The organism is Bradyrhizobium sp. ISRA430 (assembly GCF_029909975.1).
Taxonomy (GTDB): Bacteria; Pseudomonadota; Alphaproteobacteria; order Rhizobiales; family Xanthobacteraceae; genus Bradyrhizobium.
Genome location: NZ_CP094516.1, coordinates 5,468,258 through 5,482,313 on the forward strand (window position 1 = coordinate 5,468,258; position 14,056 = coordinate 5,482,313).

The following is a 14,056-nucleotide window of genomic DNA, read 5'->3' on the forward strand; positions in this document are numbered from 1 at the left end:
CCTGGCGAGAGCCAGGACCCACTACCCCCAGCGGTCCTTGTTGAATCAGATGGCGGCTCCGATCTTAGCTCGAACTACTTGCTGTGGTCATGGGTCCCTGATCGGCGCTCGCTCCAGACAACTCTGCGCGTTGCCAGGAGTTCGCTTGTCCGGGACGACGATGGAGACCGACGCACGGCAGGTGTGGCGTGCGCACTAGCTTTTGGCAAAATCCCTGGCGGCTCTTGCTTGGCATCAACGCTGTCGTCATCGCCGGCGTCTTCATTCACAAGATCCAGCTCCCGCCTTACGTCCCCTACGTCCACCTCCTCGTCGACTACCATTTCGGCTTCATCAAGCGCGCGCTGATTGGGGCGGTCGTCGCGCTGTTCACGGCGAAGGTGCCGGTGTGGCTGGTGTTCGCGCTCGGCGGCGCAACTTGGCTGGCGACGCTGGCGCTGTTCGCAAAGCTGTTTCACAAGGCCTTCGGCTTTGCCAGGAAGACGCTGCCGCTGTTCGTCTTCATGGCGGGCTCGCCGTTCTTTCTGAAGAACTTCATGCACACGCTCGGCCATTTCGACATCTATGGCTGTGCTCTGGCAATCGTCCTGCTGCTGGTACCTGCGGGCTCACTGCTGTTCGTCGCGCTCGCCGCGCTGTTCTCGATCATTCTCGTGCTGATCCACCACATTCATCTTCTCATGTATGTGCCGACGATCATCACCATCGTCACGATCAGGCACTATCTCGCCTACGGCCTCAACCGCGCCAACGTCGCCGTCGGGATCATCGCTTTCCTCATCATCTCCGTGCTGTTCTTCGCGGCGCAGTTTTTGGGGACGATGCCGATCCCGGAAGCGGATTTCGTGGAGCACCTGAAAACGCGTATGCCCGATCCCTCTCGTACCGATCTCCTGCAGTTCAGTTACATCTGGTATCAGCCGCTGGCGAAGGAGATTTCGGACACCTGGAGGTGGATGCCCCACAACATCCTCGGCGTGCCCGTTTTCGCGCTGCTGATCTGGCTGCACACGCCGCTGTGGCGCTATTTCGCCGGCCTGATCCGCGCGCTGGCAAGCGAGGCGCACCGCCGTCTCGTCGTCGCGGCTTTGATCGGCGTCAGCTTCGCCTACGTCGTGATGTTTGCGATGGTGTTCGACTATTCGCGCTGGATCTCGAACTGGGCGGTCTGCATGTTCCTGATCCTGCATGCGGTGAAGATGCTGCCGGCCAAACATGAAACGCCGCTGATTCCGGCGGAGGATCGTAAGATCAATATTTTCGGCTTGATCGTCACCCTGATCCCGCGCGTCGGAATCGTGCGACCGTTCTAAAATCTAGCGCGACGGATCCGGACATACAGCGCGCCCTCGCCGCCGTGGCCGATATGCGCCTCCTCGAAGCCGACGACGAAGGCGCGAAATTCCGGCAGGCTGAGCCACTCCGGCACCTGGCGGCGCAGCACGCCGCTTTCGCCGCCGCTGCGGCCCTTGCCGGTGATGACGAGCACGAAAGTGAGGCCGTCATGGTGCGCCCGTTGCAGGAAACCCGAGAGCGCGCGATGGGCCCGCATCTGGGTCATGCCGTGCAGGTCGAGCCGCGCCTCGATCTCGCTGCGGCCGCGCGACAGTTTTGTGCGCTCGCGCTTGCCGAGCGGCGCCAAAGGCGGCATGGCCGGTTTGGCCGCACGCGGCGACGGTGCTGCAGCAATGGGCCTCGCCGTCGGGGCAGGCTTGCCGACGGGTGCAGCGGGCGGTGGCTCGGAGCGCGGTGCCGGATGCGCCTTCGCCGCGCGATGCTTCCTCAACGGCTTCACCTGCCGCGCGACGAGGTCCCACAGCTCGCGCTCTTCCTCGCTGAGCGCACGACGGCGCGGCGGGGGACGCTGATCCAACACGGGCGGACGGGACGATCGCTTCATTGCCGGTTGGAACGACGATTCACCTGACGGCGCGGCTCGCGGGCGGGCCTGATGTTGGGACGCGGCTCCGGCAGCGGCACCGGGCTCGCCACCGCGACGGTGGCGTCCTTGGCTTGTGGCACGGCTGGTGAAGCCGCGCCAGCTTTCGCTGATTCAGCCGGCTTGGCCGCGGCCGCAGCGCCCTTCGAATCTGTCGCGGCATCGGTTTGCGGAAACAATTTTGCGATCTTTGCCGATGGCCGCGGATCCGGCACCGGCAACCTTTGGCCGCGCGCGACGGGATCGAGGCTCTTCGGCACCAGCATCACGAAATGCATGCTGTGGCGCAGCCGTCCGGAGACGCGGCCGGCCTCCTGGCCCGCGCCGAAATAGAGATCGGCGCGCGCCGGTCCAATGATGGCCGAGCCGGTATCCTGCGCGATCATCAGGCGATGGAACGGCGTCTTGGATCGTTCCGAATCGATCGGCAGTTCGCCTTCGATGAAGAAAGGCGTTCCGTAGACATGCAGGGATTTGTCGACCGCGATCGACCGGCCCGCCGTCAGCGGAATGCCTTGTGCGCCGACCGCCTCGTCCTTGTCGGACAGGTTGACCTCGCGGAAGAAGATGTAGGAGCGGTTCTGCCGGCGCAACTCCTTGGCGCCGTCAGGATTCTGGGCCATCCACTCCCTGATCTTCTGCATTGACATCTCCTCCTTCGGGATGATGCCACGCTCGATCAGGATGCGACCGACGGCTGTGTAGGGATAGCCGTTATACGCGTCGTAGTTGAGCCGGATGGTCGCGCCGTCGTCGAACTTGATTCGCGCCGAGCCCTGGATCTGCGCGAATAGGAGATCGGTGGGATCTTTCAGCCAGCAGATTTCGAGCCCGCGACCGGCGATAATGCCGTCCTCGATCTCGCCGCGATCGTAATAGGGCACGAGCTTGCGGCGGCCGATCTTGCGGTAGACCGGGCCCTTGTTGGGCAGACTGACCGAGTCCTGCTTGTAGCCGCGCACGAACAGGTTCGAAGGACGGCGATAGACCGGGACGTTGTAGACGTCGGTTTGGGTGCGCGAGCCCTCGAGCACCGGTTCGTAATAGCCTGTCACGAAGCCGTCGGGTTCGCCGAGCCGCGAGATGCGCAGGGGCGAGAAATTGTTCTCGAAGAACGTCTTCGCTTTGGCGTCGTCGGTGAGCTCGAGCGATCTGGCGACTCGGCAGGGTTCGCCCAGCGAGGCACCCAAGGCCTTCGGTTCTACTGTGCCGTTTTGCGCGTTGATCGAGCGGCAGCTCGCGCGAAACGTCTTGTAGGCAGCGAGATGATCATCATTGTTCCAGCCCTTCACGTCAGCCCAGGCCAGCGGCAGATATTGCGCGCCGGTAATTTCGAGCGGAAGGGCGAGCTGCGGATACGGCAAGGCCCGCACCGGCAGTGCGGTTTCGGGAGGTTGGTGGTGATGGCTGCGGTAATGACGTCGCGCCGCCTCGGCGCCAAGCGAAAACGACGATAGCGCGACGACACCTGCGCACAGCGCCGTCGCGCTATTCTTCAGGACAAGCTTAATTCGCGCTTCCGGTGCCAACCAACTTCCAGTTCGGATCGCGAGAGGTGGTGTCGCGGGCAAACGTCCAGATATCGGTGATGTCGGCAACCTTGTCGGGGTTGCCGTCGACGATGTTGCCGGCCTTGTCGCGAGTGACCGAGATCATCTGCGAGACGAAGCGCACGGTGAGCTGTGCAGTGCGGTCGCGCAGCTCGGCGCCCACGAGCTCGGCCTTGTCGATCGAGACGAAGCGTGTCTCGGTCTTCTGCTCGTTCTTCTCGCGCTCCTTGATCGCGGCGTCGAAGCTCTCATAGACCTCCGATGACAAGAGATCGCGCAGCGCTCGGCGGTCGCCATTGGCAAAGGCCAGCACGATCATCTCGTAGGCCCCGCGGGCACCCGACAGGAAGTGCCGGGGATCGAAGGCAGAATCCTTCTCGACGATCGCGTCCAAGCCCTGGGCCAGCGCGGTGCCGGGCTCGGTCAGACCTTTCCAGCGATCGGACGGCGGGTTCGGCTCAGCGGTCGGCGCCAGCGGGGCCTGATCGATCACCTTGCCCGGCATGGTCACGACGTTCTTGTCCTGGGCACCCTGGAGCGCATTGCGGGCGGGGCGATCGAAAGGTGGCCGCTCATTGCCCGTTCGCTGCCCCAGCACACTGCGCAGCCGCAGGAAGATAAAGACCGCCAGCGCTAGGAAGATGATGGTGTAGATATCCACGTGGTATTCGCTTTCTGGTCTGGTCTTCTAGAGAGGTGTTCGCCGGGAAAATCGCTCCGGCCAGTAGACCGTTCCACGCGGGAACGGCAAGATTTCATCGCCATTTTAGGTCCGGCTCTCGAGGGCCGACATCGGGCTCATCGGATGTAGGCACGAAATCTTGCCCGGCCAATGGCGCCTTTTGGCACAGCGCCGATTGTAGCGCGTTTTATGCTCGAGGGGAAACCCGATCCGGCCTGGAAATCGCGCATCTTCAATTGTTTAAGACGCGATTTCACCGCGGCCGGGCCGAGAGACGCTTCTACGAGCGATGTCCGCGACGGGGTATCCGGAGGCGTTCGTCCTTGTGGAACGAGGCGGGCTTATGTTAGCCAACCGCCGCGAAATTCAGCCCATTCGGGTAAGGAGAGACTTTCATGACCAACGGTAACGGCACCCCTCCCGAGGCGGCCCAGGCTCCCCAGCTCAACGTGCTGGCGCAGTATACCAAGGACCTCTCGTTCGAAAATCCGAACGCTCCGAGCTCGCTCCAGCAGCAGAGCCAACCACCGCAAATCAATATCCAGATCAACGTCAACGCCAACAACCTCAGCGAACAGGAATTCGAGGTGACGCTGTCGGTCGAGGGTAAGGCCGAGACCGCAGGCAAGGTGATGTTCTCGTTCGAGCTCGCCTATGCCGGCGTGTTCCGGATCGTCAACGTGCCGAAGGAAAACCTGCATCCGCTCGTTATGATCGAATGCCCGCGGCTGCTGTTCCCGTTCGCCCGCGAGATCATCGCCACCGCGGTCCGCGACGGCGGGTTCCCGCCTCTGATGCTGGATCCGGTCGATTTCGTCGGACTCTACCGCCAGAACATGGAGCGGCAAATGGCCGCCCAGGGTGGTCAAACCGGTCAGGCCTAACCGGCAGGACTGACCACTGGCGCGAGCAGGAATTCGTTCCAGATCGCCTTGTCGCCGAGCGTCGCGATGAAGGCCCGATGGGCTTCGCGCTCGGCGTCGGTAATCCGCGGCGTAAGCGGCGCCGGCCGTTGCCGCCGCGGCGCTTCGCCGCTCACACTGATGCGGATCTCCTCGGTCTCCGAGGCCAGGATGAGCTGCGACTGCCGCGCCCCGATCAGATCGACATAGACTTCGGCGAGCAGCTCGGCGTCGAGCAGCGCGCCGTGCTTGGTGCGGTGGGAATTGTCGATCGCATAGCGCGAGCAGAGATCGTCGAGCCGGTTGGAGACGCCTGGATGCTTGCGCCGCGCCAGCAGCAGCGTGTCGACCAGCCGTTCGCGTGGAATCGCAGCGCGCTTGATCCGGTCGAGTTCGGCATTGATGAAGCTGATGTCGAATGAAGCGTTGTGGATCACCAGCGGCGCATCACCGATGAACTCCAGGAACTCGTCGACGACCTCGTGAAACAGCGGCTTCGTCGCCAGAAATTCGCTCGACAGCCCGTGCACGGCAAAGGCCTCCGCCGGCATGTCCCTTTCGGGATTGATGTAGCGGTGGAAGGTCTGTCCGGTCGGCATGCGGTTGAATATCTCGACGCAGCCGACTTCGACCAAGCGATCACCGCGGAGGGGATCGAGACCGGTGGTTTCAGTGTCGAGAACGATTTCGCGCATGATCCAAGAGGCCGTGTGAGGCGGCGAATCAGGCTCGCCGCTGCGGCATCTTAACGGCCTCGGCCAGAATGTGCTTGATTTGGGCGCGCACCGGCTCGAGTCCGTGGGACGTATCCACCACGAAATCGGCGCGCTTGCGCTTCTCGGCGTCGGGCATCTGCTTTGCGATGATGGCGTCGAGTTTGGCCTCGTCCATCGTGCCGCGGGCGAGCACGCGCTCGCGCTGAAGTTCCGGCGATGTCGACACCACGACCACGGCATCGACTCGCTTTTCGCCGCCGGTCTCGAACAGCAGCGGAATGTCCAGCACCACGACGGGCGCCTTGGCGGCCTCCGCGTCGGCAAAGAATTTTTGGCGCGAGGCACCGAGCATCGGATGAACGATCTGCTCAAGCTGCTTGATGGCGGCGGGATCGTGCACCACGCGCGCGGACAGTTTTGTCCGATCGACCTTCCCGCCCGCGGTGGTGCCGGGGAAAACGGCCTCGATCGCCGGTGCCGCTTCACCCTCATACAATTGATGGACCGCCGCATCGGCGTCATAGACGGGGACACCGGCCTCCGCGAACAATTTCGCGGTGGTGGATTTCCCCATCCCGATCGAGCCGGTCAGTCCCAGGATCCGCATCAGCGTACAGCCATCTCTGCCATTTACACTGCAACTAGCCGCTCGCGCCGCAGGAACGCAAGCAGCGGCAGCAACGGCAGACCGAGAATGGTGAAATGGTCACCCTCGATGCGTTCGAACAGATGGATTCCCAGGCCCTCGAGCTGATAGGCGCCGACGCTGGAGGTCACGGCCTCGCCGGCCGCGTCGAGATAGGCCGAAAGCTCCACCTCGGTCATCGGCCGCATGGTCATGCACGCGACCGAAACGTCTTCGAAGACAATCTGGCCATCATGGGCCACGGCCACGGCGGAATTCAGCTCATGGCTGTTGCCGGCAAGCTCGCGCAGTTGCGCCATGGCCTGGGCACGGCCCGCGGGCTTGTTGAACAGACGCTCGCCCAGCGCCAGCGTCTGATCGGCCCCAATCACATAGGCGCCCGGATGATTCACCGAGACCGCCTTGGCCTTTTCGCGCGCCAGCAGCAACGCGATCTGGCGCGGATTTGAAAGGCTCGAAGCCGCCTGCACGCCGCGCTCGTCGATGTCGGCCAAAATCGCCTGGAAATCGAGGCCGGCATTGGCCAGCAGCATTTTTCGCGCGCTGCTCTGCGACGCCAAAATCAGGGGAGATTTGCCGCGCCAGAGGGCCATCGGACCTATTCCGAAGGTCGGTTGCGTTGCCGGTCTGAGTAGAGCTTCATGATTGCAGCGGCGGTTTCCTCGATCGAGCGCCGGGTGACGTCGAGCAGCGGCCAATTGTGCTTGGCGCTCAGCTTGCGGGCGAATGCGACTTCGTCGGCCACTGCCTGCTTGTCGATATAGGTGTCGTTGCCGGAGCCGGCGCCCATCGTGAGCAGGCGATTCTGACGCACCTGGATCAGCCGTTCCGGCGTCGCGTGCAGGCTGACGACGAGCGGGCTCGTCAGAGTCTCTAACTGACCCGGCACCGGAATGCCGGGCACCAACGGCACGTTGGCGGTGCGGATGCCGCGATTGGCGAGATAAATCGACGTCGGCGTCTTCGAGGTGCGGGAGACGCCGACCAGGACGACGTCTGCCTCCTCCAAGCCTTCGACGTGCTGACCGTCGTCGTGCATCATCGTGTAGTTCAGCGCATCGATGCGCTTGAAGTATTCGGCGTTGAGCACGTGCTGGGCGCCGACACGTCCGGTCGTAGCAGCACCGAGGTAAGCCTCGAAGAGCTGCATCACCGGACCGATGATGGAGAGACTAGGAACGTTGATCCCTTTGCACTTGTCCTCGAGGCGCGAGACCAGATCCTTCTCGAGCAAGGTGAACAGCACGATCCCCGGCGCTTCCTCAATCTCGTCGAGCACGCGGTCGAGCTGCTTCTGGCTGCGCACGAGCGGATAGACGTGCTCGACCGGAGTCACGTTGGCGTACTGGGCCGCGACCGCGCGCGCCACGGTGATCAGTGTCTCACCGGTGGAGTCGGAGACGAGGTGCAGATGGAAATAATTGTTCGAGGTCGGCACAAAAACTCTTTGAATTTCGACGGGGCCATTTGTGGATTTCTGTGGAGCTTAACCCCTCCGAAAGGGATGTGCGACACCAGGGGCGGGACAACGGCCAAGTTTCTTCACACCGCTGCCCAAAAGAACAAGTCGGACGCCGACGCGACCAGGAAGCGGGATTGCGCGGACAAGCCCCTTGATAAGCTGCCGACAGGTCAGCGCAAGCCCTTGACGACGGACGGCTTATCCGGACCGGCGGGATCCGCGCAGGATATGTTGATGGATGTGAACAAGCGCGTGTGAAGCGGCGGACGGCATTGCGTGAGTCCAATCCACCGTCATTCAGACTCAAACCTTAAGAATCTAAGATTCTAGATTTGAGAAGGGCGCTACGGACGGATATGTGTGCGCTGGAAGAACTTAACGAGTTCTTACTATCCCCAGCGACCTCTGCGCTGGGCGGAAATTCGGACGTTGGAAATGCTTGAAGAGCTCTATCCGTGGATCAAGGCGCTGCACGTGATCGCTGTCATTTCCTGGATGGCGGGCATGCTCTATCTGCCGCGGCTGTTCGTCTATCACTGCGAGGCTGAAATCGGCTCGAAGCAGTCGGAGACCTTAAAGGTGATGGAGCGCCGGCTGCTCAAGGCGATCATCAACCCTGCCATGGTCGTGACCTGGCTCGCCGGGCTCTATCTCGCGTGGTCCGGCCACTGGTTCGCTTACGGCTGGTTGCACGTAAAGCTGGCACTGGTGCTGACGCTATCCGCGGTCCACGGCTTTTTTTCGCGCTGGTGCAAGGATTTCGCTGCCGACCGGCGCCCGCGGTCACAGAAATTCTATCGTATTATCAATGAGGTGCCGACCGTCCTGATGATTTTCATCGTGATCATGGTGATCGTGAAGCCGTTCTAGGCAATCATCGTGATTGATCGCTCAGCGCTTCGGCTTGCGGAGTGAAGAGCGATTTTCTATATTGTGTTTATCCCACCCAACGCAGGCGGATGTGGTTGTGGCCGAGCTTTTGAAGGCCGGACACCGCATCAGGTTTGAAGCCCTCCGGCACTCACCTTGCTAGACCTGCGGACCTTACCTGCACCTGCTCGCGTCCGCATTTCTGAGCCTCCTCGCACCCCTCCCAAGGTTACCCCACAGGACCACCCCAATGCGGGAAATTAAACTCCAAGACCTTAAGTCCAAGACCCCGGCCGAGCTCGTCTCGTTCGCGGAAGAGAACGGGGTCGAGAACGCCAGCACCATGCGCAAGCAGGAGCTGCTTTTCGCCATCCTCAAGCAGCTCTCGCTCGCCGAAACCGACATCGTCGGCGAGGGCGTCGTCGAGGTGCTCTCGGACGGCTTCGGCTTTCTGCGCTCACCGGATGCCAATTATCTGCCGGGCCCGGACGACATCTACGTCTCGCCCTCGCAGATCCGCCGTTTCGGCCTGCGCACCGGCGACACCATCGAGGGCCACATCCGCAGCCCGAAGGAAGGCGAACGCTACTTCGCGCTGTTGAAGGTCAACACGCTCAACTTCGAGGATCCGGAAAAGGCCAAGCACAAGGTCAATTTCGACAATCTCACGCCGCTGTTTCCGAATCAGCGTTTCCGCATGGAGATCGACGATCCCACGCGAAAAGACCTGTCCGCGCGCGTGATCGACATCGTTGCGCCGATCGGCAAGGGCCAGCGTGCGCTGATCGTCGCGCCGCCGCGCACGGGTAAGACCGTGCTGATGCAGAACATCGCGCACTCGATCACCGCGAATCACCCGGATTGCTATCTGATCGTGCTGCTGATCGACGAGCGCCCGGAAGAAGTCACGGATATGCAGCGCTCGGTGAAGGGCGAGGTGGTGTCCTCGACCTTCGACGAGCCGGCGGTGCGCCACGTCCAGGTCGCCGAGATGGTGATCGAGAAGGCGAAGCGCCTGGTCGAACACGGCCGCGACGTGGTGATCCTGCTCGATTCGATCACGCGTCTTGGCCGCGCCTACAACACCGTGGTGCCGTCATCCGGCAAGGTGCTGACCGGTGGTGTCGACGCCAACGCGCTGCAGCGGCCGAAGCGCTTCTTCGGTGCCGCCCGTAACATCGAGGAGGGCGGTTCGCTGACGATCATCGCAACCGCGCTGGTCGATACCGGCAGCCGCATGGACGAAGTCATCTTCGAAGAGTTCAAGGGCACCGGTAACTCCGAACTGATCCTCGACCGCAAGGTCTCGGACAAGCGTACCTTCCCGGCGATCGACATCTCGCGCTCCGGCACCCGCAAGGAGGAGTTGATCACCGATCCGCAGGTGTTGAAGAAGATGTACGTGCTCCGCCGCATCCTGAACCCGATGGGCACGATGGACGCGATCGACTTCCTGCTCGACAAGCTGCGCTCGACCAAGAGTAACGCCGAGTTCTTCGACTCGATGAACACCTGAGCCGGTGCGCAAACGTCAGAATTCGAAAGGGCGCCTCGGGGGCGCCCTTTTCTTTTGTGCGGCTTTGCTGCGCGAAGGTGCAGCATGGCTGGTTTTCTGTTTCTCAGCATTACCGCAATTTAAGATATTGATTTTGCTAGTAAAAAGTAGAATATGGCCGAATCCGTTGGCCTGGAGTGGGGAGCTTTCGCAGCAAAAATGCTGCACTCTATCTTGCGGCGCAACACGCAGCACTTACTGCGACGGTAGAGCGACAAACAGAGCAATCGGCGACCGAAACGGTGTTTGCCTTTTCATCGGCACCCGGACAAATAGGCCATGCATCCGCGAGACCAGACCATCTTTGCACTGTCGTCCGGCCGACCGCCGAGCGCGATCGCCGTGGTGCGTGTCTCGGGGCCGCAGGCCGGTCTGGTGCTGACGACGCTCGCGGACAAGTTGCCGGCACCAAGGCTGGCGAGCCGCAGGCTGCTCCAAGACAGTGCGGGCCTGCCAATCGACGATGCCGTGGTGCTCTGGTTTCCGGGGCCGGCGAGTGCGACCGGCGAGGACGTTGCTGAATTTCATGTCCATGGCGGACGCGCGGTGCTGTCGGCCGTCTTCACAGCCATTTCTGCGATTCCGAATACGCGAGCGGCCGACCCCGGTGAGTTCACCCGGCGGGCGTTCGAGAACGGCAAGCTCGATCTCACCGAGGCCGAGGGCTTGGACGACCTCATTCATGCCGACACCGACCGGCAGAGGCGCCAGGCGCTGCGTCAGTTGCAGGGTCTGTTAGGCGATCGCGCGCGCGACTGGCGCGAGCGCATCATCGAGGCCTCCGCGTTGATCGAGGCCGGCATCGATTTTTCCGACGAGGGCGATGTACCGGTGGAGCTGATGGCGCCGGCGCTCAAGACAATCGGATCGCTCCACAGCGAAATTACAAAAGTGCTTGCGGCACAGGGTCATGCTGAACGTCTGCGCGAGGGCCTCGTGGTCGCCATCACCGGCCCGCCGAACGTCGGCAAGTCGACGCTGATGAATCAGCTTGCGCGCCGCGAGGTCGCGATTGTCTCGCCGCATGCCGGCACCACGCGCGACGTGATCGAGGTGCAGCTTGACCTCGACGGCTATCCGGTCACGGTGATCGACACCGCCGGCATTCGTGAGACCGATGATCCGGTCGAGCTCGAAGGCGTACGTCGGGCCAGGGCGCGCGCTGCGGATGCGGATCTCGTGCTGTGGCTGACCGGTCCTGGCGCCGAAGCGGACGGGCGGCAGGATGGCGCCGCACCGGTCTGGCTGATCCGCAACAAGATCGATCTTGGCGACGAGGCTTCGATCGCAACCGCGGCGGCGGACAGGACGTTCGCAATTTCGGCACGGCGTGGCGACGGTCTGACGGAGCTGATCGAGGCACTGGTGGGATTCGCCGCTGCGTTCTTCGCAACCGGTGAGGGGGCGCTGGTCACCCGCGCGCGCCAACGCGACCTGTTGCGCCAGGCGGCGGATTGTTTGCAGCGCAGTCTGGGCCTTGTCAAAGATGGTGAAGAATTGGTAGCCGAGGAGCTCCGCGCCGCCGCCTACGTGCTGGGTCGCCTGCTGGGCCGGGTCGACGTCGAGGATGTCCTCGGGGCCATCTTCCAGAAGTTTTGCATCGGAAAGTAGCGCTAGTTCTTCAATGTAGAATTAGCCCTTGTTCCAGTGCTTCGTTGTTTCACGTGAAACGTCGTTCCATATGGAACCTCGGCTACTTTGCATGGGGTTGTTTTGCCAAAAATGCGACGACGCCAGCATGCCGCGCATTTGTTTCACGTGAAACATTCGAGGGCCAGTTTCCGCTTCCGGCTTTTTCCCGGCTGAGCTAAAAGTTGCCCATGCGAACAGAGCGAGCGAGTTTCGACGTCATCGTCATTGGCGGCGGCCATGCCGGCTGTGAAGCCGCGGCTGCGGCTGCGCGGATGGGCGCGACAACCGCTCTGGTGACGCACCGATTTTCGACCGTAGGTGCGATGTCGTGCAATCCCGCCATCGGCGGCCTCGGCAAGGGTCACCTTGTCCGCGAGGTGGACGCACTCGACGGTCTGATGGGTCGTGTGGCTGATGTCGGTGGCATCCAATTCCGGGTTCTTAATCGTCGTAAAGGCCCGGCGGTCCGCGGTCCACGGGCCCAGGCCGACCGGAAGCTCTATGCCGCGGCGATGCAATCCGCGATCCGTCAGACCGACGGTCTTTCCGTGATCGAAGGGGAGGCCGACGAACTGATCATGGCCGACGGACGGGTGACCGGGCTTCGTCTGGCCGATGGCCGAAGCTTCCAGGCAGGAGCCATCGTCGTCACGACTGGGACCTTTCTGCGTGGTCTGATTCATCTCGGAGAGAAGAACTGGCCCGCGGGGCGCGTTGGTGAAGCGCCAGCGATGGGTCTGTCGAAGTCCTTTGAACGGGCCGGCTTCACCCTCGGGCGGTTGAAGACCGGGACGCCGCCGCGTCTGGACGGCACGACCATCGACTGGTCCGCGGTCGAAATGCAGCCCGGCGACGACCCGCCGGAGCCTTTCTCGGCACTGACAGATCGGATCACGACGCCGCAGATCCAGTGTGGGATCACCCGGACCACGTCCGCGACCCATGAGGTGATCCGGGCCAATGTCCATCGCTCGCCGATGTACTCCGGCCAGATCAAGAGCACCGGACCCCGTTATTGCCCCTCGATCGAGGACAAGATCGTCCGGTTCGGTGATCGCGATGGCCACCAGATCTTTCTTGAGCCGGAGGGGCTGGACGACACCACGGTCTATCCCAACGGCATCTCGACCTCGCTTCCGGAGGAGGTCCAGCTCGCGATTCTGGCCAGCATTCCTGGCCTGGAACGGGCGAAGATGGTCCGACCGGGCTACGCCATCGAATACGACCACATCGATCCCCGCGAGCTTGATCCGACCCTTCAGACCAAGCGGCTACGCGGCTTGTTCCTGGCCGGACAGATCAACGGCACCACCGGATATGAGGAAGCCGGCGGCCAGGGCATTGTCGCCGGGGTGAACGCTGCGCTTGCCGCCAGCGGCGCCGCGCTGACGGTGTTCGACCGGGCGGACGGCTATCTCGGGGTGATGATCGATGACCTCGTCACCCGCGGGATCAGCGAACCCTATCGAATGTTTACCTCGCGGGCCGAGTACCGGCTGACGCTGCGGGCCGACAATGCCGACCAGCGCCTGACCGAGAAGGGCATCGATTTGGGGTGCGTCGGCAGCGCGCGGACCCGGCATCATCGCGCCAAGATGGAGGCCTTGAACGCAGCACGGACGCTTGCGAAGTCCCTGGCCGTCACCCCGAATGAGGCGATCAAGCACGGGCTGTCACTGAACCGGGACGGCCAGCGCCGCTCAGCCTTCGAGCTGATGGCCTATCCGGACGTAGGCTGGAGCCAGGTGCGCGCGATCTGGCCGGAGCTGTCGGCCATCGATCCGGTCATCGCCACCCATCTCGAGATTGACGCCAAGTACGACGTCTATCTGGAGCGCCAGAGCGCCGATGTCGAAGCCTTCAGGCGGGACGAAGGGTTGGTGCTGTCCGAGGTTGACTACAAGCTGGTGCCGGGTCTCTCCAACGAGGTGCGCGCCAAGCTGGAGAAGGCCCGGCCGTTCACCGTCGGCCAAGCCGGTCGGATCGACGGGATGACGCCGGCGGCTTTGGGCATCCTCGCGGCCTATCTTCGCCGCGAAGCCCGCAAGACCTCGAAGGCAATCGCATAGGCGTTTCACGTGAAACAGCGCGGCGGCCCGGGC

At 62.7% G+C, this 14,056-nt stretch carries 13 protein-coding genes; 6 read left to right on the forward strand and 7 right to left on the reverse strand.

The window, feature by feature from the left end; all coding sequences use genetic code 11:
* Positions 1-188 precede the first annotated feature (188 nt).
* Positions 189-1,313, forward strand: a complete 1,125-nt coding sequence (locus MTX21_RS25955; protein ID WP_280967509.1) for a hypothetical protein — start codon at positions 189-191, stop codon at positions 1,311-1,313.
* Here MTX21_RS25955 and MTX21_RS25960 read toward each other — a convergent pair.
* The 3 genes from MTX21_RS25960 to MTX21_RS25970 are packed head-to-tail and all read right to left on the reverse strand — an operon-like array spanning position 1,310 to position 4,150.
* On the reverse strand, positions 1,310-1,900 hold the full coding sequence (locus MTX21_RS25960) for a Smr/MutS family protein (RefSeq protein ID WP_280967510.1): 591 nt from the start codon (positions 1,898-1,900) through the stop codon (positions 1,310-1,312). The genes MTX21_RS25955 and MTX21_RS25960 overlap by 4 nt on opposite strands.
* Positions 1,897-3,468 (reverse strand): MltA domain-containing protein, encoded by a 1,572-nt coding sequence (locus tag MTX21_RS25965; RefSeq protein WP_280967511.1) that lies wholly within the window; start codon positions 3,466-3,468, stop codon positions 1,897-1,899. The genes MTX21_RS25960 and MTX21_RS25965 overlap by 4 nt, the downstream gene beginning before the upstream one ends.
* Complete coding sequence (locus MTX21_RS25970) at positions 3,446-4,150, reverse strand: Tim44/TimA family putative adaptor protein (protein WP_280967512.1); 705 nt, start codon at positions 4,148-4,150, stop codon at positions 3,446-3,448. Before MTX21_RS25970 ends, MTX21_RS25965 begins: the two co-directional genes overlap by 23 nt.
* 416 nt (positions 4,151-4,566) lie before the next feature.
* Between MTX21_RS25970 and secB the strand changes: the two genes are divergently transcribed.
* On the forward strand, positions 4,567-5,055 hold the full coding sequence (gene secB / locus MTX21_RS25975) for a protein-export chaperone SecB (protein ID WP_280967513.1): 489 nt from the start codon (positions 4,567-4,569) through the stop codon (positions 5,053-5,055).
* Here the strand turns inward: secB and dnaQ are convergent.
* From dnaQ to MTX21_RS25995, 4 genes are read right to left on the reverse strand one after another with little or no spacing between them, the layout of a single operon-like run.
* Complete coding sequence (gene dnaQ, locus MTX21_RS25980) at positions 5,052-5,768, reverse strand: DNA polymerase III subunit epsilon (RefSeq protein WP_280967514.1); 717 nt, start codon at positions 5,766-5,768, stop codon at positions 5,052-5,054. The genes secB and dnaQ overlap by 4 nt on opposite strands.
* 28 nt (positions 5,769-5,796) lie before the next feature.
* The gene (gene coaE, locus MTX21_RS25985) at positions 5,797-6,396 is read right to left on the reverse strand and encodes a dephospho-CoA kinase (protein ID WP_280967515.1); all 600 of its coding nucleotides are present in this window, start codon (positions 6,394-6,396) and stop codon (positions 5,797-5,799) included.
* A gap of 23 nt (positions 6,397-6,419) precedes the next feature.
* Positions 6,420-7,028: a Maf family nucleotide pyrophosphatase gene (locus tag MTX21_RS25990; RefSeq protein WP_280967516.1), complete on the reverse strand. Its 609-nt coding sequence runs from the start codon at positions 7,026-7,028 to the stop codon at positions 6,420-6,422.
* 5 nt (positions 7,029-7,033) lie between these two features.
* Positions 7,034-7,873, reverse strand: a complete 840-nt coding sequence (locus tag MTX21_RS25995) for a pyruvate, water dikinase regulatory protein (protein WP_280967517.1) — start codon at positions 7,871-7,873, stop codon at positions 7,034-7,036.
* Positions 7,874-8,332: 459 nt separating this feature from the next.
* Here MTX21_RS25995 and hemJ point away from each other — a divergent pair, with 459 nt between their 5' ends.
* From hemJ to mnmG, 4 genes are all read left to right on the forward strand, one after another.
* Entirely contained in the window at positions 8,333-8,767 is a 435-nt protein-coding gene (gene hemJ, locus MTX21_RS26000; RefSeq protein ID WP_280971160.1) for a protoporphyrinogen oxidase HemJ, read from the forward strand.
* 250 nt (positions 8,768-9,017) lie between these two features.
* Positions 9,018-10,283: a transcription termination factor Rho gene (gene rho, locus MTX21_RS26005; RefSeq protein ID WP_027525104.1), complete on the forward strand. Its 1,266-nt coding sequence runs from the start codon at positions 9,018-9,020 to the stop codon at positions 10,281-10,283.
* Positions 10,284-10,601: 318 nt separating this feature from the next.
* Positions 10,602-11,933, forward strand: coding sequence for a tRNA uridine-5-carboxymethylaminomethyl(34) synthesis GTPase MnmE (mnmE, locus tag MTX21_RS26010; protein WP_280967518.1), 1,332 nt, complete (start codon positions 10,602-10,604; stop codon positions 11,931-11,933).
* A 209-nt stretch (positions 11,934-12,142) separates the two neighbouring features.
* The gene (gene mnmG / locus MTX21_RS26015; RefSeq protein WP_280967519.1) at positions 12,143-14,023 is read left to right on the forward strand and encodes a tRNA uridine-5-carboxymethylaminomethyl(34) synthesis enzyme MnmG; all 1,881 of its coding nucleotides are present in this window, start codon (positions 12,143-12,145) and stop codon (positions 14,021-14,023) included.
* Positions 14,024-14,056: the final 33 nt, after the last annotated feature.

Excerpts from the sequence above, each read along its gene's own strand:
- rho (WP_027525104.1), top strand. The coding sequence starts at position 9,018 with ATGCGGGAAATTAAACTCCAAGACCTTAAGTCCAAGACCCCGGCCGAG.
- MTX21_RS25990 (WP_280967516.1), bottom strand. The coding sequence starts at position 7,028 with ATGGCCCTCTGGCGCGGCAAATCTCCCCTGATTTTGGCGTCGCAGAGC.
- hemJ (WP_280971160.1), top strand. The coding sequence starts at position 8,333 with ATGCTTGAAGAGCTCTATCCGTGGATCAAGGCGCTGCACGTGATCGCT.
- coaE (WP_280967515.1), bottom strand. The coding sequence starts at position 6,396 with ATGCGGATCCTGGGACTGACCGGCTCGATCGGGATGGGGAAATCCACC.
- mnmG (WP_280967519.1), top strand. The coding sequence starts at position 12,143 with ATGCGAACAGAGCGAGCGAGTTTCGACGTCATCGTCATTGGCGGCGGC.
- secB (WP_280967513.1), top strand. The coding sequence starts at position 4,567 with ATGACCAACGGTAACGGCACCCCTCCCGAGGCGGCCCAGGCTCCCCAG.
- mnmE (WP_280967518.1), top strand. The coding sequence starts at position 10,602 with ATGCATCCGCGAGACCAGACCATCTTTGCACTGTCGTCCGGCCGACCG.
- dnaQ (WP_280967514.1), bottom strand. The coding sequence starts at position 5,768 with ATGCGCGAAATCGTTCTCGACACTGAAACCACCGGTCTCGATCCCCTC.
- MTX21_RS25960 (WP_280967510.1), bottom strand. The coding sequence starts at position 1,900 with ATGAAGCGATCGTCCCGTCCGCCCGTGTTGGATCAGCGTCCCCCGCCG.